The sequence below is a fragment of the Flavobacterium panici genome (assembly GCF_903819335.1).
GTDB lineage: Bacteria > Bacteroidota > Bacteroidia > Flavobacteriales > Flavobacteriaceae > Flavobacterium > Flavobacterium panici.
Map to the genome: position 1 here is coordinate 13,009 of NZ_CAIJDE010000064.1, position 18,237 is coordinate 31,245.

19 protein-coding genes are annotated in these 18,237 nt (G+C 33.0%); 13 read left to right on the forward strand and 6 right to left on the reverse strand.

Annotated features, from left to right (window positions below; genetic code table 11):
* Positions 1–728 precede the first annotated feature (728 nt).
* The 4 genes from FLAPXU55_RS22410 to FLAPXU55_RS22425 form a co-directional block, all read right to left on the reverse strand.
* The gene (locus tag FLAPXU55_RS22410) at positions 729–2,222 is read right to left on the reverse strand and encodes a catalase (RefSeq protein ID WP_053474133.1); all 1,494 of its coding nucleotides are present in this window, start codon (positions 2,220–2,222) and stop codon (positions 729–731) included.
* A 582-nt stretch (positions 2,223–2,804) separates the two neighbouring features.
* A complete protein-coding gene (locus tag FLAPXU55_RS22415) occupies positions 2,805–3,605 on the reverse strand; it encodes an ABC transporter substrate-binding protein (RefSeq protein ID WP_180861509.1) in 801 nt (266 codons plus the stop codon).
* A gap of 257 nt (positions 3,606–3,862) precedes the next feature.
* Entirely contained in the window at positions 3,863–4,690 is an 828-nt protein-coding gene (pyrF, locus tag FLAPXU55_RS22420) for an orotidine-5'-phosphate decarboxylase (protein WP_180861511.1), read from the reverse strand.
* Between the two features lie 109 nt (positions 4,691–4,799).
* Complete coding sequence (locus FLAPXU55_RS22425; RefSeq protein ID WP_180861513.1) at positions 4,800–6,983, reverse strand: DUF5723 family protein; 2,184 nt, start codon at positions 6,981–6,983, stop codon at positions 4,800–4,802.
* A 159-nt stretch (positions 6,984–7,142) separates the two neighbouring features.
* Between FLAPXU55_RS22425 and FLAPXU55_RS22430 the strand changes: the two genes are divergently transcribed.
* The 11 genes from FLAPXU55_RS22430 (at position 7,143) to FLAPXU55_RS22480 (ending at position 13,627) form a co-directional block, all read left to right on the forward strand.
* Entirely contained in the window at positions 7,143–7,616 is a 474-nt protein-coding gene (locus FLAPXU55_RS22430; protein ID WP_053474137.1) for a Dps family protein, read from the forward strand.
* A 106-nt stretch (positions 7,617–7,722) separates the two neighbouring features.
* Positions 7,723–7,908, forward strand: a complete 186-nt coding sequence (locus FLAPXU55_RS22435; RefSeq protein ID WP_053474138.1) for a CsbD family protein — start codon at positions 7,723–7,725, stop codon at positions 7,906–7,908.
* A gap of 163 nt (positions 7,909–8,071) precedes the next feature.
* Positions 8,072–8,623 carry a helix-turn-helix domain-containing protein gene (locus tag FLAPXU55_RS22440; protein WP_053474139.1) on the forward strand — a complete coding sequence of 184 codons (552 nt, stop codon included), beginning with the start codon at positions 8,072–8,074 and terminating at the stop codon, positions 8,621–8,623.
* A gap of 21 nt (positions 8,624–8,644) precedes the next feature.
* Positions 8,645–9,094, forward strand: a complete 450-nt coding sequence (locus FLAPXU55_RS22445) for a response regulator (protein ID WP_053474140.1) — start codon at positions 8,645–8,647, stop codon at positions 9,092–9,094.
* A 10-nt stretch (positions 9,095–9,104) separates the two neighbouring features.
* Complete coding sequence (locus FLAPXU55_RS22450) at positions 9,105–10,886, forward strand: sensor histidine kinase (protein ID WP_180861515.1); 1,782 nt, start codon at positions 9,105–9,107, stop codon at positions 10,884–10,886.
* Between the two features lie 140 nt (positions 10,887–11,026).
* Entirely contained in the window at positions 11,027–11,596 is a 570-nt protein-coding gene (locus FLAPXU55_RS22455; RefSeq protein ID WP_053474142.1) for a DUF4142 domain-containing protein, read from the forward strand.
* A gap of 46 nt (positions 11,597–11,642) precedes the next feature.
* Positions 11,643–12,293 carry a porin family protein gene (locus tag FLAPXU55_RS22460; RefSeq protein ID WP_053474143.1) on the forward strand — a complete coding sequence of 217 codons (651 nt, stop codon included), beginning with the start codon at positions 11,643–11,645 and terminating at the stop codon, positions 12,291–12,293.
* Positions 12,294–12,325: 32 nt separating this feature from the next.
* Positions 12,326–12,478, forward strand: a complete 153-nt coding sequence (locus FLAPXU55_RS22465; protein WP_108422304.1) for a lmo0937 family membrane protein — start codon at positions 12,326–12,328, stop codon at positions 12,476–12,478.
* 48 nt (positions 12,479–12,526) lie between these two features.
* Positions 12,527–12,811 (forward strand): YtxH domain-containing protein, encoded by a 285-nt coding sequence (locus FLAPXU55_RS22470; protein WP_053474144.1) that lies wholly within the window; start codon positions 12,527–12,529, stop codon positions 12,809–12,811.
* Positions 12,812–12,847: 36 nt separating this feature from the next.
* Positions 12,848–13,201: a hypothetical protein gene (locus FLAPXU55_RS22475; protein WP_053474145.1), complete on the forward strand. Its 354-nt coding sequence runs from the start codon at positions 12,848–12,850 to the stop codon at positions 13,199–13,201.
* 36 nt (positions 13,202–13,237) lie between these two features.
* The gene (locus tag FLAPXU55_RS22480; protein ID WP_180861517.1) at positions 13,238–13,627 is read left to right on the forward strand and encodes a hypothetical protein; all 390 of its coding nucleotides are present in this window, start codon (positions 13,238–13,240) and stop codon (positions 13,625–13,627) included.
* A 342-nt stretch (positions 13,628–13,969) separates the two neighbouring features.
* On the opposite strand, the gene FLAPXU55_RS22485 is transcribed toward FLAPXU55_RS22480, so the two are convergent.
* Both FLAPXU55_RS22485 and prfA read right to left on the reverse strand, forming a co-directional pair.
* Entirely contained in the window at positions 13,970–15,301 is a 1,332-nt protein-coding gene (locus FLAPXU55_RS22485; RefSeq protein WP_180861519.1) for a DUF5723 family protein, read from the reverse strand.
* Positions 15,302–15,617: 316 nt separating this feature from the next.
* Positions 15,618–16,694, reverse strand: a complete 1,077-nt coding sequence (gene prfA / locus FLAPXU55_RS22490) for a peptide chain release factor 1 (RefSeq protein ID WP_180861522.1) — start codon at positions 16,692–16,694, stop codon at positions 15,618–15,620.
* A 445-nt stretch (positions 16,695–17,139) separates the two neighbouring features.
* Here prfA and FLAPXU55_RS22495 point away from each other — a divergent pair, with 445 nt between their 5' ends.
* Together FLAPXU55_RS22495 and FLAPXU55_RS22500 are read left to right on the forward strand one after the other, a co-directional pair.
* Positions 17,140–17,718: a hypothetical protein gene (locus FLAPXU55_RS22495; protein WP_180861524.1), complete on the forward strand. Its 579-nt coding sequence runs from the start codon at positions 17,140–17,142 to the stop codon at positions 17,716–17,718.
* A gap of 131 nt (positions 17,719–17,849) precedes the next feature.
* The gene (locus FLAPXU55_RS22500; protein WP_180861526.1) at positions 17,850–18,203 is read left to right on the forward strand and encodes a hypothetical protein; all 354 of its coding nucleotides are present in this window, start codon (positions 17,850–17,852) and stop codon (positions 18,201–18,203) included.
* Positions 18,204–18,237: the final 34 nt, after the last annotated feature.

Sequence of the window (18,237 nt, forward strand, 5' to 3'; positions counted from 1 at the left end):
TGAAGTCCAGCCCTACAATATGGATCGAGCCGAAGGCTCTTTTATAGTTCCGAAGGAACAAATTATATTGTAGAGCTGGACTTCAGTCCAGTTTACAAAAGTTTTATGCATAGATTTTTGCCCACGGATTTAACGGATAAAACAGGTTTTCACTGGTTTGTTTTATTAAATTTTTAAACTAAATAATAACCCGATTGGATATTAAAATCGCATCGGGTTATTTTGTGCATATAAAACTGGACTGAAGTCCAGCCCTACAATATGGATCGAGCCGAAGGCTCTTTTATAGTTCCGAAGGAACAAATTATATTGTAGAGCTGGACTTCAGTCCAGTTTACAAAGGTTTTGTGCATAGATTTTTGCCCACGGATTTAACGGATAAAACGGGTTTTCACTGATTTGTTTTATTAAATTTTTAAACTACAAAATAACCCGATGGGATTTTAAAATCCCATCGGATTATTTTGTACATATAAAACTGGACTGAAGTCCAGCCCTACAATATGGATCGAGCCGAAGGTTCTTTTTATAGTTCCGAAGGAACAAATTATATTGTAGAGCTGGACTTCAGTCCAGTTTGAATAAAGAATATTTGAAATTATGGAAATCAAATTCATATCGATATAAAATAAAAAACCCGACAGGTTTTAAAAACCTGTCAGGTTTACTTTTAAATCCTAATTAAGATTCAGAACCTTTGTCCCTTTGAACCTCTGATTGTTTTAACCTTATCTAACCACAATTGACAACCTCGGATCATCAAAAGTATTTACTTCATCCATTGTTAAACCTAGTGCGTTTGCAACACCTTCTCCGTATGCAGGATCGGCTTTGTAGCAGTTTCTGATGTGACGAATCTGGATAAATTTTTGAGCACCTCCAACTTGTGCAGCGGTATTTTTAAACAATAATTGTTTTTTCTCTGGAGTTAGTAAGTTGAATAATAATCCTGGCTGAGTGAAATAATCGTTATCGTCATCTCTAAAATTATGAGCCCAGGCATCACCATGAAGTTTTAATGGTGGTTCTTTAAATTCTGGCTGTTCTTGCATTTCACCAAAACTATTTGGTTCATAATGTTTTTTAGATCCATTATTTCCGTCAACACGCATTGCTCCGTCTCTATGGAAAGTATTGTATGGGCATCTTGCTGAATTTACCGGAATTTGGAAGTTGTTTACTCCTAAACGGTATCTGTGTGCATCTCCGTAAGAGAACAAACGTGCTTGCAGCATTTTATCTGGAGAGAAGCTAATTCCCGGAACAACATGTGCCGGATTAAATGCAGCCTGCTCTACTTCTGCGAAATAATTTTCAGGATTTTTGTTTAATTCGAATTCTCCAACCGGAATCAATGGGAAATCTTTTTTCAACCAAACTTTAGTCAAATCAAACGGATGAAAACGATAATTTTCAGCTTGTTCTTCGGTCATGATTTGAACGAATAATTTCCATTTTGGAAAGTTTCCTTCTTCGATAGCATCAAATAAATCTCTTTGGTGGCTTTCTCGGTCTCCTCCTACTAATTTAGCTGCTTCTTCATCAGAAAGGTTATCAATTCCCTGTTGTGTTACAAAATGAAATTTCACGTAATGTCTTTCATTTTGTTTATTAATAAAACTAAATGTATGACTACCAAATCCGTGCATGTGTCTATAAGAGCTTGGAATTCCTCTGTCACTCATTACAATTGTCACTTGGTGTAAAGCTTCTGGCAATAATGTCCAAAAATCCCAATTGTTATCAGCACTTCTCAGGTTGGTTTTTGGGTCACGTTTTACGGCGTGGTTTAAGTCTGGAAATTTCATTGGATCTCTAAAAAAGAATACCGGAGTATTGTTTCCAACTAAATCCCAGTTTCCTTCATTTGTATAAAATTTCAAAGCAAAACCACGAATATCTCTTTCGGCATCAGCAGCACCTCTTTCCCCTGCAACAGTAGAAAAACGAGCAAACATTTCTGTTTTTTTACCAATTTCCGAAAACAAATCGGCTCTTGTGTATTTTGTAATATCGTGAGTTACCGTAAAAGTTCCGTAAGCGCCAGATCCTTTTGCATGCATACGACGTTCCGGGATTACCTCTCGATCAAAATGTGCCATTTTTTCTAAGAACCAAAAATCTTGTAATAAAACGGGGCCTCGCGGACCTGCTGTTTGGATATTTTGGTTGTCTGGAACTGGAGTTCCTGTAGCAGTTGTTAATTTTTTGTTTGATTCCATATCGCTGATTTTTAATGTTTTATCAAATATACAAACTAATCCCTACGATATTCATAAACAAAATTGATTGTTATTATATTTTAATAATCAAAAATTATTTAACGCTGCAGAAAGCTCAAAAAAGGGTTTTGACAAATCTTAACTTATGGTCAACAAAGTAATAACAAGACCTTAACAGCATAAGATTGATATATGTCGGATCTTTGTAATGTAATAAACTGGTTATTTATTATTTTGGTTTTGGTTAGTTAAATGATGCCGGCGTCTTGGAGATGCCGGCATTATTTTTTGTGTAAAGTTTGTTTCAGATTGTTTTGCTTTGAGTATAATTTTTTAACGCAAAGAACGCTAAGTTTTTTTGCAAAGTTTCGCAAAAGGCTTGTATATTTCTTGAATTAAAGTTTTTTTTAAGTTCTCAAAGCTTAAAAAAAAAGAGAAAGGTATACTCTTTGAGAACTTAAAAAAAACTTTATAAAACTGCAGCTAATTTCTTTGTGCACTTAGCGAAAAAAAACTTAGCGTTCTTTGCGTTAAAAATACACCCCAACACAACTTGAAACCTGAAACAAAGAAAACCTGAAACTAATTTTTAAGTCTTTCGTGTAGTAATTTAAAATAAGGGAAAGCCTTTAATAATCGGCTGCCGTGCCAGGAGAACATTTCGCCGTCGACGAAAATGGTTTTGGCGTGGTGGGTGAACCTTCCTATTTCAAAAGCATCTTCTTCTTTAAAAGGATAAGGTTCTGAGGAAAGAAAAACGATATCAGGATCACCTTCTAAACGCATTTTTTTAAGTTCGATTTCAGGATAACGTCCTTTATCTTCGTAAATATTTTTAAAATGATTAAGTTTTAATAACTCATTTATATAAGTATCTTTTCCTGCCACCATATAAGGATTTTTCCAAATAAAATAAGCAACCTTCTTTTCTGGAATATCCTGAATATATTTTTTGAAATCGCTCAAGGCGAAAGTCAATTTATCATTCCACTTTTGAGATTCGGTTCTACAATTGAATAATTGTCCGAAATCTGAAATCATCTGGAAATTATCTTCTATAGAAACGATATTCGTAACCCAAACCGGACATATTTCCTTTAATTGTTTTACGATTTCTTCTGTGTTTTCTTCTTTATTACAAATGATAATATCAGGCTGTAATAATTTTATTTTTTCGAAATGGATTTTCTTCGTTCCGCCAACAATCTTCTTGGTAGATTTTAAATGATACGGATGCACACAAAACTTTGTTATCCCGATTATTTTATCTTCTAAACCTAAATCATAAAGCAATTCTGTTTGAGAAGGAACCAGCGAAATAATACGCTTTGGAGACGTCTCAAAAGAATGTAAAGTGCCAAGCTGGTCTTTAATTTGTTTCATGTTTTCTTTGTTTCAGGTTTCAGGTTGTTGGTGTGTGTATTTTAACGCAAAGTGCGCTAAGTTTTTTTCGCAAAGGTTGCAAAGGTTTGTATTTTCGTTGAAGTAAGGTTTTTTAAGTTCTCAAAGCTTTAAACAAAAAACTTATGCACTTGCTTTTAGAACTTAAAAAAACTTTTACAAACTCCAGCTAATTCTTAGTGCACTTTGCGAAAAAAACCTTTGCGGACTTTGCGTTAAAATTATGTTCAAACTAAACTTTAAACCTGAAACTTTAAACGAATAATTTCTGCCATTTCTTTTTGAACTGATAAAGCTTCTTCCCTAGCCTTTTCTGCAAAGTCTGTTCCTTTTGAGGCGTAGATAATAGCTCTTGCCGAGTTTACTAATAAACCTATTTTATCGTTCATTCCGTATTTGCATACTTCAGATAAACTTCCGCCTTGAGCGCCAATTCCGGGAACTAGTAAAAAGCTGTCCGGAACAATTTTTCTGATATCGGCAAAATATTCGGCTTTTGTAGCGCCAACCACATACATTAAGTTATCGCTGTTTTTCCATGTTTTAGAAGTTTCTAAAACTTGTTTGTATAATTCTGTTCCGTTTGTGTTTAAAGTCTGAAAATCGAAAGCACCTTCGTTTGATGTTAAGGCTAACATAATAGTATGTTTATTTTCGAAGGCAAGAAAAGGCTCAACAGAATCTTTTCCCATATAAGGTGCAACGGTTACACTATCAAAATTTAAATCTTCAAAAAAAGCTTTGGCATACATGCTTGACGTATTTCCTATGTCGCCGCGTTTAGCATCGGCAATCGTGAAAATATCAGGATAATTTTCGTTGATATAATTGATTGTTTTTTGCAGAGACATCCATCCTTTTATTCCGTATGCTTCAAAGAAAGCGGTGTTTGGTTTGTAGCCTACGGTTAAATCGTGAGTTGCATCGATTATCGCTTTATTAAATTCAAAAATTGGATCTTCTGTTTCTAATAAATGCGGTGGAATTTTAGCCAGATCAGGATCTAAGCCTACGCATAAAAATGATTTTTTTTGAAGAATTTGTTCGTGTAGTTGTTGTGTAGTCATATTGTTTTTTTAGTTCTTTTTCAAAGATTTTATTCTTTTTAGAAAGTATGCAAAAATAAAAAAAGCCACTCAATTAAGAATGGCTTTTTGTTTTTATATTCAAAAGCAATTATAAATTACCTAAGTAAACAATTTCTGTTCTTCTGTTTTCGGCTCTTCCTAATGCGGTTTTATTTGTTTTTACCGGTTTTGAAGCTCCGTAACCCTTAGAAGTTAAATTGGCAGGATTTACTCCTTTTTCAATTAAAAGATCCATTACTGCTTTTGCTCTTGCTTCAGATAATTTCTGATTCGCTTTTGGATTCCCTACATTATCTGTATGTCCGTTAATTGCAAATTTAGCATTTGGATAATTCTTCAAAATTTCTTTGATTGCGTCAAGTCTTCCAGAAGTTTCTCCCATTTTAGCACCGTCCAGAGTTGCTTTTCCTGTATTAAAGAAAATAGATTTAGCTTCCACTTTTAATTGTGCTAAAGTTTCTTTGGTTACTTTAGGACAACCTTTATTATCTGCTGGCCCGGCTACAAGCGGACAATCGTCTTCTTTGTCTAAAACGCCGTCTTTATCAGCATCAAGATCTGGACAACCTTTGTTTACTGCTAATCCAGCAACATTTGGACACGCATCATCTTTATCTAAAACGCCGTCTCCATCTGTATCTGGCCAAGGGCATCCTTTATTTTCTACCGGACCTGCAACTGCCGGGCAGGCATCAACATTATCTAATAAAGTATCTCCATCAGAATCTTTCCACGGACATCCTTTATTTTCTTTTGGACCTTTTACATCAGGGCAGGCATCGTCTTTATCAAAAACTTTGTCGCCATCTGTATCTGGCCACGGGCATCCATTATTTTCTTTAGGGCCGGCTACTTTTTTACAGGCATCTTCTTTATCAATAATTCCGTCTCCGTCTGTATCTTTAAACTGTTTTTCGTAAACCGGAATTTTCATCCCAATATGAAAATCTGCTCCTTTTGATTCTTTTGAAACTAAATTGCTCAAAATAGAACCAGAACCTATAAAGAAAACTCCTGTACGCAAACCTGTACCAACCTGCATACCGCTATATTGCATATACGTTACAGGAACATAAAAACTAAACCATCTGCTTTCGTAACGAGGCGTTAATGTTACTCTGTCTGCAATTCCGTATAAATTTATTTTATTGGCAGAAACCATGCTGATATCTCCGTTAAGGTTCAAATAGAATTTATTGTACATGTTCCAGTCAGCATCAGCGTGAATAGCTGTTGGCAGATTTGTTTTTACTCCTTTTGAAGTAGAAACTTTAGTATAATGATCGTTTAAAAAGTCGTATAAATTGTCTGCATCATCAATCATTTGCTGCGTTACAATACCATTTACATTATAGGTATCCAGTTTAGAATTTTTGTAGTTCATCGATCCAATATCTGTAACCGATAATCCGAAACGTAATTTATATTTATTTAAATCACGGAAATTATTATCTGCAGGTTTTGCGTTTCTTAAATCATATTGATCGTAATCTGGTCTCCATTCATAAACCAATCCGAAATCAAAACCAAATCCGCGTGAAGCAGAGTCAAAATCATAATCTTCGTTATTTTCCCAATCTTGGCTTCCTCCTACTGTAATTTCTCCACTTGATTGTAATACTCCTAATTGCGGATTTGCTGTGTTCTCAACATACCTTACACTTACATCTTTTCCCTGAACATAAGCATTTGCTCCGCCTTGTAAATATTTGGCAGTTAAACCTCCTTTTAAAAAGTGCTGATTGTTTTGATATAAAACCGCCGCATATGAAATTCCTAATTCTCCCCATGCATTTGAAGATCCGTTAGGATTTCCTAAATTGAAATTAAAATCACTTGCTTCGTCTAAACCATCTTTTACCTGATCTACCAAATATCCGTTGATTTTCTTGGCATTTGTTATTGATCTTGCTCTTGTAAATACTGCAATTGTGTGTTTTGGAGCAATATTAAACATGAATGACGGCCCCATAACATCAACATTTACTAATGCATTATTGGCATTTTTTGGAAACATTTTCGACTCGCTGTCAAAATCATAACCTTTTTTATAAGTATCAAAAACTTTAACTCCGTACAAATCATTTTGCACAGATCCGCTAACAGAAAATATATTAATGTCTGTTTTAAAACGAGAATCGGCTATAGAAGCCGGATTAAAAAGAACACTTTGTACACCTGCATAATTATCATGAAAATAACCTAAATAAGATTGTGCTTTGGCTGATACGGAAGTAATTAAAATAAATAAAATGAGTAATTGTTTTTTCATTAATCAGGGGTTTTAGTTTTAGTTGGCGGCAAAACTACAATTTTGAAATCATTAATATGTTATGAAAACATTGAATTCATGTAACATCTTTTGCTAATTATGTAAGATGCGCCAGACTCTTCCTTTTTATTTTTGAATTGAACCCAAAAAACAACAATTATGACTCCACATATCGGAATATCAAGTGCAAACTTAAAAAAGAGCTCTACTATATTAGCTACAATTTTATCAAACGAAATGACGCTTTACGTAAAAACGAGAAAGTTTCACTGGAATATTTCCGGAAATAGTTTTATGGAACTGCATAAGTTGTTTGAAGAGCAATACCGAATTTTAGAAGCGCAGATTGACGAGGTTGCAGAAAGAATCAGTCAGCTTGGCGAAAAAACAATTGGTACAATGAAGGAATTTATCGAAAATTCGACTCTTAAAGAATCTCCAAAAGAATATACTTCGCAAAAACATATGCTTGAGGAACTTTTAGAGAACCACGAACAATTGGTTACCGAATTTAGAGATTATATCCCGGTTTTTGAAAATGAAACAAAAGATGCCGGATCTGCTGATTTTGTTACGGGACTATTACAAGAACACGAAAAAATGGCTTGGGTTTTACGTCGTTATCAGGCGTAAATAAAGGCAAAATGTGAATTATGCAACGATCATCGAAATTCTTGTAACACAATTTTTATTGAGAAACTGCAATTTTACATTGTAATAATAAAAAACAAACACGATCATGAATACTACAGAAATAAAAGGAAATTGGAATGAGTTAAAAGGGAAACTAAAGCAAAAATATGCTGAGTTGACAGATGATGATTTAATTTATGCTGAGGGAAAAGAAGATGAATTGTATGGAAAACTTCAGCAAAAATTAGGTAAAACTAAAGAAGAATTTCATCAAATTCTGTCAGATTTGTAAACCTTCTGGCTCAATCAGGAAATACCGTCTAGTAATTAAATGTATTAGGCGGTATTTTTTTGAAACTTTTAGCGAGTATTATTACTGTTTATCGATTTTTAAAAAACATTAAACGCGGTAACCCCAAATAATTTATTTATCTTTAACCAAATTTTTTACAAAAATGAAGCTATTTATAAAGTTCGACATAAATACCATCTGTTCACTTTATCTAAAACAAAACCTGGAACAACAAAATATTAATTTTACCAGTTTAGGATTTGGCGAGATCGAGATTGACGACAATCTTGATGCTGATGCACTCGAAACTTTAAAAAATAATTTGACCCCGCACGGTTTTGAAGTTGTTGAAAATCAGAAAAGTGTTTTAGTACAGAAAATAAAAGATGCTATAATTGAACTTGTCTTTATGGAAGACAGTAACAATTATAAAAGTTCTGTATTTTTGGCAGAAAAACTAAACCATAGTTATGGTTATTTATCCAATGTTTTTTCAGAAGTTACCTATTCGTCTATCGAAAACTTCATCATTTTACAAAAAATTGAAAGAGCAAAACAATTGATTATTATTAATGAAATGAGTTTGACAGAAATTGCTTTTTTGTTAAATTACTCCAGCGTTGCGCATTTAAGCACACAGTTTAAAAATACGACCGGAATTACACCATCGGCATTTCAAAGAATAATTAAAAAACGAAGAGAAAATTTAAAATAAAAAACCAAATACCATACTAAAATGCAAAAAAACGCATTAAATATTTTACTGGCGGATGATGACGAAGATGATCGTCTTTTTTTTAAGGATGCTTTTGAAGAAATCAAGATACAAACTAACGTAGAGTTTGTTCATGATGGAATGCAGTTAATGGAGCATTTAATGGACCAAGATAACAAACTGCCGGATATTTTGTTTCTGGATTTAAATATGCCAAAAAAAACTGGTAAAGAGTGTTTGATTGAAATTAAAAAAACAGAACATCTTAAAAATATAATTATTGCAATCTATTCGACTTCATCTTCTGAAGAAGATATAGAAGATACTTTTATTCAGGGTGCCAATATTTATATCAAAAAGCCAAGCGATTTTAATACGCTGAAAAAAATAATTAATGAAGTCGTGACCGTAAACTGGCACTATCATACCTCTGGGTTAAATCGTGATAATTTCTTGCTGCGACTAAAATAAAAGTATACCAATGAAATGGATACCAAATTTTAATTCTTCAAACTCTTTGAGAGTTATTTTTGTAATCGCAGTTTTCATTCTGTTATTTCTTTCTTCTATTGCTTATAAACATAATCAGGACTTGAACGAATCAAGTAAACTGGTTATGCATACCTACGAAATAAACATTCAGTTAGAAAGATTAATGTCGGCAATTAAGGACGCCGAAACCGGACAAAGAGGTTATATTATTACCCGAAATGCCCGTTTTTTAACTCCTTATATTTATTCTCGCGATAAGGTAAACACTTCATTTATTACTTTAAAAAAATTAACTGCTGATAATCCCGTTCAGCAGGCAAACCTTCGAAGGTTATTCAAACTCATTATTCAGCGTTTTGTTTCTTTCGAAAATTGTTTAAAATACAGCGATCCCAAAACATATGATAAACGAAGACTCGACAATCATATGTTTGGGGGACGAATCCTGATGGAAAACATTCGTTTTAAAGTGGACGAAATGAACGACATCGAGAAAACGTATTTAAAAAACAGACTTAAAATCTATGATGACGAAATTTCTTTAAGTCCTCTTTTCTCTATTTCCCTTTTTTTAACGGCTTTATTTTTTATCCTTATAGCTTTTAGACAAATCAGCAAGGATTTTCAGCGTTTAAAAGTTTTCAATAAAAGGCTTTTAATTTCAAACGGATTAATATCGGAGTCAGAAACTATTGGAAAATTCAGTACCTGGCAATGGGATTTAGATAGTAATAAAATAGATTATTCAGATAATCAATATCGGTTATTGGGTTATGATCCGGGAGCATTTGTACCTGTAAAAGAAACTTTTTTAGATTTTGTTCATCCTGATGACAAAGAAAATGTTTCGAATTCTATTGAAGGAATTTTAAAAAACAGACAGCTTCCGTTTGTGTATTATAAAGTACTGCTTCCGAGCCATGAAGTAAGATATTTTAAATCTACAGGAAAATTATTGACAGATCAGCAGGGAAGTAAAATTTTACTGGGAATTAATTTTGATATTACTGATGAGCATTTGCTAAACATTGAATTGCAGGAACGTAATAAAGAATTAGAAAAAAGTAATAAGGAATTGGCATCTTTCAACCACGTGGCGAGTCACGATTTACAGGAACCGCTGCGAAAAATCCAGACTTTTATTTCTAGGGTTTCTGATGCTGATAAAGCAGTAATGTCACAAAGTGCAAGAGATTATATTGAGAAAATTGAAGTTTCGGCAAAAAGAATGCGTGTTTTAATTGATGATTTACTTTTATTTTCAAGAACTAATACGACTAAGAAAGAATTTATAAAAACGAACTTAGAGGAATTGCTTGAAAACGCCGAATCTGAACTAACAGAAATTATTGAAGAAAAAAGCGCGGTTATTGTTTCAAATAAACTTCCTAAACTTGCCGTGATTCCATATCAAATAGAACAGCTTTTTATTAACCTTATTGGAAATTCTTTAAAATACAGCAGACCAAATGTTATACCTTCTATAACTATTGAAAGCTCCAGAGTAAATGCTGAAGATTATCCGAAGCTGGATCAAAATATTAAAAAATTCCACAAAATAACTTTTACAGATAACGGAATGGGATTTGATCCTCAGTTTAAAGAAACGATCTTTATTTTGTTTCAGCGTTTACATTCAAAAACAGATTATCCCGGAACCGGAATTGGTTTGGCGATTTGTAAGAAAATCGTAGAGAACCATAAAGGATTTATTATGGCCGAAAGTGAGCCTGATAAAGGTTCTGTTTTTACCATATTTCTTCCTGACTAAGTCGTCAACACCCTAAAACACTACATATTAAACGTTATATAAATTCTTTATGGGAATTATATAACGTTTCTTTTTTATGCTGTAAAGCAAAACGTTGTATTCGTTAGCATCTTTGTAATGTAATACTTTAAGAAGTAATAATGAAAAAAATCCAAGTACTAAAAGCAGCATTTTTTAGGGTACTAATTTTATTGATTATGATTTGTGCTTCATCATGCAAAAAAAATAATTCGATAGAAAATACATTAAAAAAAAATGAAGCTTTTACAAAAAACGAGGAGGAAGAAACAATAGCCTTTTTTTTTATTGAAACGGCAAATGTTGGAAAAACAATTATTTCAAAAAGTCAAATTGCACAACAAAAAAGTTCAGACAATTCAATAGTGGTTTTAGGTAAAAACATCGAAAGACATCAAAATCAACTGCTGCAGGAAATAACAGAATTAGCCAATAAAAAGCTTATTATAATTTCTGAAATAAATGCAACACACAGAAGAGATACTTATGAATTAATTACCGCAAATCCTAGGGATTTCAACAGAGTGTATTTAAACTCTATGAAAGAATGCCTGGAACAGCAAATTAAGTTATTAGAAACCGTTTCGAAAGAAACTAACGATAAAATAATTTTAAAATTAGTATTAAAGTATTTGCCTGAACAATTTGATCTCTTGAGGGAAACCGAAAGAATCACTAACAAAAAAAATTAAAAAAGAATTATTTAAAAGCCCGGATTACTAACTAAATTATTTTATTATGAAAATGCAAACAAATTTTTTATGCGCCTTAACCCTTTTTATCTCAGCTTCATTTGGAATGCTGCACGCTCAGGACAATAATGTAAACACAGAGTTTGGTGTAAAAGGAGGATTCAACATGTCGAATTTAATATCTGATGGTGACAACGAACCTACTGATGAAAATGTTCTATACGGTTTTAATGCCGGTGTATATGCTACATTACCAATTTCAGATTTCGTAGCTATTCAGCCAGAGATTTTATTTACAACAAAGGGTTCTGAATTTGAATACAACAATGCTTTTGCATCAGGAAACGCTAAATTCAAATTAAACTATATCGAAGTTCCTCTTTTAGTAAGAGTTAACATTACTAAAAACTTTAATGTACATGCCGGTGGATATGCATCATATCTGGTAAGTTCTAAAGTTACAGGAAACGGAGATTTTGATTTTGACGAAGATGTAGACACAGACGATTTAAACAAATTTGATGCGGGTATCGCTGCAGGTGTTGGAGTAGATTTTAACCCAATAAGCATCGGATTACGTTACAATTATGGTCTTACAACTGTTGGAAAAGAAAGAACTGTTGCCGGAACAACGTATACGTTCCCAGACGCAAAAAACAGCAATTTAACCTTATACCTTTCATATAAGTTAAATTAAACAATTATTACTAACCCATTAAATAAACAACCATGTCAAATTTATTATATACCGTAGCAGTAATACTTATTATTCTGTGGGCTCTTGGGTTCTTTGTATACAGTTTTGGAAGTATCATCCATATTTTATTAGTAATCGCCATTATTGCCATTTTACTAAGACTTATCAAAGGCCGAGAGATTTAAAATTAATCAACATTAAATAAATATATTAATCTATTAAAAATCAATATTATGAAAGCATCTAGCACAATTTTAGGAATCGTAGGAGCTGCAGCAGCAGGAGCATTATTAGGAGTATTATTTGCACCGGACAAAGGTTCAAATACCAGAAAAAAAATCAAAGATAAATCGAAAGATTACGGAGATAATATCAAAACTAAATTTGATGGTATTGTAAGCACAATCACTTCAAACGGTAAAGACATCATCGAGGAAGGAAAAGCAAAATTCAACCAGGTAAAAGATGATTTCAATACAGTTAAAGATGAAGCTAAAACTGTAAAATCAAACTATTAATATAAGTGATTTTTTCAAACCATAAATACCAACATCATGGAACCAAATGCAACAACAAACCAGGACTTTAATCTATATGAAAAAGCTGAAAATTATACAAAAACGAGTTTAGAATTATTAAAACTCAAAACAATAAATTCAGTCGCCGATGGTGTTTCATCATTAGCATCAAAGATAGCGGTAGGTGTTGTTGTTGCATTTTTTACGTTGTTCCTTAATGTTGGTTTAAGTTTATGGATTGGGAAAGAACTTGGGGAATATTATTTTGGCTTTTTTATCATGGCACTTTTCTATTTAATAGTGGCCATTGTACTGCACAAATCGCATCACAGACTGATAAAAACCCCAATTGGTAACTCGATTATTTCGAGTATTTTAAAAGAAAAATAAACTGATTTAAAACAATTAATATTAAAAAAGACTATTATGGAGCCTATTTACACTATTGATGAATTAAATCAGAGAATTAAATTATTAGAAGATCGTCAGGATACAGAATGGTGCGCCATTAAAGACCATATCGAAGATATTAAAGAGAATTTAAAACCTATTAATCTCATTCGAAATACGGTCGAGGAAATCAACGAAACAGTTGGTTTTAAAAGCCACCTGGCACAATCTGCCATCAGTATCGGAATTGGATATCTTGCTAAAAGATTTATTGTAGGCAAAGGCGATTCAGTTTTTAAAGGAATTTTGGGCTCAATCGTACAGCTTGTTGTAACTAATCTGGTTTCAAAACCAAGCGAATCTTCACATGAAACTTCTGAAGAAGACGAAGAAGAATCATCACAATACGAACCATCTAGAGAGTAATTGTTAAACTTAAATTTTAAACATTATGGAAAAGTTAAGTCATATAGTATTAAAAAACGGTGTATACATGTACTCTAATCTATATAAATGTTTTGAATACACACGAGTATTTTTTGGTATATAACTCGTTTATACGTTTTTGCTATTACAAACGGTTAAACAGTTAGTACTTTATTATATTTTTAAGGTTCTGAGGTTCTAAGTTGCTAAGATTCTAAGATTTTAGTTTCTAAGTAATATAGTTCTCAATCAAACAAAAAGAGATTGTTTCACACAAGTGAAACAATCTCTTTTTCATTTAAAAAAAAACTTAGAAACTTAGCATCTCAGCAACTTAGAAACTTAGTTATAATTTTGATAAATTGGCAGTTTCAAACCAACATACACGTTCGCTGCTTTAGAATTATTTGAAAACAAATTCGAAATCAAAGATCCAGAACCAATAAATAACGGGCCGGCTCTAAAACCAGTTCCAATTTGTGTTCCGCTGTATTCCGTATAAGTTATGGGAATATAAAAACTGAATTGTCTGGTTTCGTATCTCGGCGTAAATGTAACCGAGTTTGCAATCGAAGTTCCGTTGATTTTTTTAGCATCAACTAAACTAAAATCGCTGCTTAAATTCAAATAAAACTTATTATCGATATTCCAGTCGAAGTTGGTGTGCAATGCCGTTGGTAAATTTGCTTTTACCCCTTTTCTCAATGAGATTTTGGTATAATAAGTATCAAAAAACTTGAAAACATCGTCAGCATTGTCAATGTCATCCTGAGTAACATTTCCGGTTATATCATAGGTGTTTTCAGTTAGATTTTTATAATTAAGTTTGCCAATATCCGTTACTGCTACAGCAGCTTTAAGCTTATATCTGTTTCCTATACAAGTATGGCAATTGGTACGATATTCATAAGTAAATCCTAAATCAAGCCCTATTCCTGCCGAAGCCAAATCAAACTCAGGATCTTTTCCGTTTTCATAATCATAGCTTGCGGCAGTTTTCAAAGTTCCTGTTGAAGTATAGGAACTCAAAGCCGGATCTGCATCATTTTTATTAAAGGCAACACTCAAATTATTTCCGTTGATATAACCGTTCACTCCTGCCATTAAATATTTTATGGTAATCCCAGCTTTAAGAAAATGTACATCATGATCTAACAAAATCGTTCCGTAGCTGGCTCCAATCTCTGCCCACGAATTATTGACACCATTAGGATTTCCTCCTGATATTAAAAAACTGTTTGACGCATCAATATCTTTATTCACCTCATCAACAAGCTGTCCGTTTACGCCAACCAAATTGGTAATACTTCGTACACGTGTAAAAACGCCAATACTGTGCTGTTCATTAATATTCATCATAAAAGAAGGACCAAGAATATCGACATTAAAATTCCCTCTGTTATTCGATTTGAATTTCTTTTTGGCATCTGTATCCAGATCGTAACCGCCGTCGAATATTTCGGCAAAATTAACTCCGTACAAATCATTTTGTGCCGTTGCACTTGCCGAAGCAATCGTAACATCGGCTTTGTATTTAGAATCTACAATTGCCGACGGATTAAATAATACGCCCTGAATTCCGGCATAATTGTCATCCCTAAATCCGAAATAAGACTGACTCCGGGCATAAAAAAAGCTTCCAAAGAAGCAAAATAATAGTAAAGTTCTCTTCATAAATTGGTTATAATTGGTTGATTAGTAACGCAAATATGAAATAAAAAATGAGAATATAAAATTTTTTGAAAGTTTCTAAGGCTCTAAGATGCTAAGCTTCTAAGTTTCTCAGAAAACCTTTATAATTAGAGAAGATAGATTCGTAAAAAAGGGACTTTTTTTGAAAGGGGCTAAGGTTCTGAGATTCTAAGATGCTAAGTTTTTTGTGATAATAAAAAAGCCAAACATAAGTTCGGCTTTTTTATATCTTAATCTAAAATCCAAAGTCTACAATCTAAAAAAACTCAGAACCTCAGCATCTTAGTATCTTAGCAACTTAGTATACTTCCGAAGCTTCTTTCAATTTCTCCATATTGTTTACCAATTGTAACTCGGCAACAATTTTTTGGATATCACCATTCATGATGTTTCCTAAATCGTAAAGCGTTAAACCAACTCTATGATCGGTTACACGACCTTGAGCATAGTTGTACGTACGAATTTTAGCCGAACGGTCACCAGAACTTACCTGAGAACTACGTTTTGTAGCATCTTCTTCTTGTTTTTTGGCTAATTCCATTTCGTATAAACGAGAACGTAATACGATTAAGGCTTTATCTTTATTTTTATGCTGCGATTTCTGATCCTGACATTGCGCCACTAATCCCGTTGGAATGTGGGTTAAACGTACTGCCGATTTCGTCGTATTTACAGATTGTCCTCCAGGTCCAGACGAACAGAAGAAATCTACACGAACATCGTTCATATCGATCTGTACATCAAACTCTTCTGCTTCTGGTAAAACCATAACAGTAGCTGCCGATGTATGCACACGACCTTGCGTTTCTGTCTGCGGAACACGCTGTACACGGTGAACACCTGCTTCAAACTTCAAAGTTCCGTAAACATCCTCTCCCGAAACCTCAAAAATAACCTCTTTGAAACCTCCAGAAGTCCCTTCGTTCATATCTACAACCGAAGTTCTCCAGCCCATGCCTTCGCAATATTTAGTATACATTCTAAATAAATCCCCTGCAAAAATACTAGCTTCGTCCCCACCCGTTCCGGCGCGAATCTCAACCATTACATTTTTAGCATCTTCAGGATCTTTAGGAATCAACATAAATTTGATTTCCTCCTCTAGCTGCGGCAAGCGTTCTTTTGCTTCGTCAAGCTGCATTTTGGCCATTTCAACCATATCAGCATCGCTTCCGTCAGCAATAATTTCGTTTGCTTCGTCAATATTTGCTAAAACAAGAATGTATTCTTCTCTCTTTTCAACCAGTGCTTTTATGCTTTTATATTCCTGGTTAAGCTGCACATAACGTTTTTGATCAGCAATAACATCCGGCTGAATAATCAAATCCGAAATCTCATCAAAACGCTGCTTTACATATTGAAGTCTATCTAACATTTTCTAATTCCTTTTATTGGACTGCAAAATTACAAAATTTTTGTGGAAAATTCTAGTGTTGATTTTTTGGGAATTTTGAGGGTGGTTTTCGGAGAAATTTTAGTGGATTTATGAATGTTTTTTGGAGCTGTTTCCTGCTATCCGTTACAATTTTTTGTGCCGAACCCCGGCACAAAAGGATTTTCACTTCTATCAGGGCTAGAACACTCGTATTTAAAAGACCTATTACGGATTTCCGTAAAATTATTAAAGTGAAGAGGATTATTTTTGGAAAAACTAATTTAAATAATTGATAATTAATCGTCTTATAAAAATCAGGTGTTTTTACGTGGTGATTAATTTAAATTAAAGTCGATGTTTGTTTTTACATTAAATCACTTTCTCTAAAAACTATTGTTATTTAATTCTTTATAAAATTTGAAATTAAAAGAACCAACAACGAAAAATGAAAGTTAAAAAACTTTTAAAAATATTTTCAATTGTATTCATTAGCATTTTGTTTGCTGAGTGTAAAAAATCAAATAGTTATTATTTACAAGAACACACATTAGGGGATTTTGGAGAAGATGATTATTCTGATGGAACTTATTGTGCAGAAATAGATTATTATTATTCCGAAACCGGGACTAACTCAACATATATTTTACTTGTTGAAATTGAAAATAATGAACTAATTGAAATTCATTGGCCGAATGGAGGCTGGCTTGACAATTCCCATTTTACTCCTCCAGATATTTCAAGCGGCGAAGCTTCGTTTACAAGTGACCGTGGTGTTGATTACACAGTAAAAATTATTGGAAATGATGGAGATTGTAACACCAGTACATATGCGAAAGATGAGGATGATCTAATTCAGCAAAAAGAAGACAACGAAGATGAAGAAGACAGAATAAGACAGGATGAAGAAGATGAATATCAAAAAAAGCAATTAGAAGAAAAGGAAAAAAAAGAAGCTGAAGAAGAAAAAAGAAAGCAAGAAGAAGAACAAGAAAGTGAAGAAGAAGAACAAGAAAGTGAAGAATAATTTTTCTATAGCTCACCTAATAGTGCGAGCATCTCGTTCGTGAATAATTTGCATTTGCATGAGTAGAATACTCCCACTAACGGCGAATAAATATTTAACAAAAAATAATATAAACAAATAAAATTAAATTTATGACTTATTCAGTATTAACAAAAGTTACAAATAATGTTTACAATAATCAAAAATTCTACCTCTACAAGCATGGAGAAGAAGACTCGTTAAACAATTTTACCAAGGAAGAAGCCGAAAAATTAAAACAAATTTTAGACGATTTTCAAAACGTATTTTCTGAAACTGAAATTGTACCAAGAGAAGACGATGAGATCAAATATATTGAAATAAGTGATAATACAAAAAATTTACATTTTGCTTTTGAAAATGTTTTTGATGACTGTCCTGGAATTTTACAGAATTTGGAGGAGTTTGATGTAATGATATCCGGTATAGACAGAGACGAAACTGTTCGTCAAACTTTTAAAGATTAAAAACTAACACTAAAAGAAAACAAAATCTAATAGT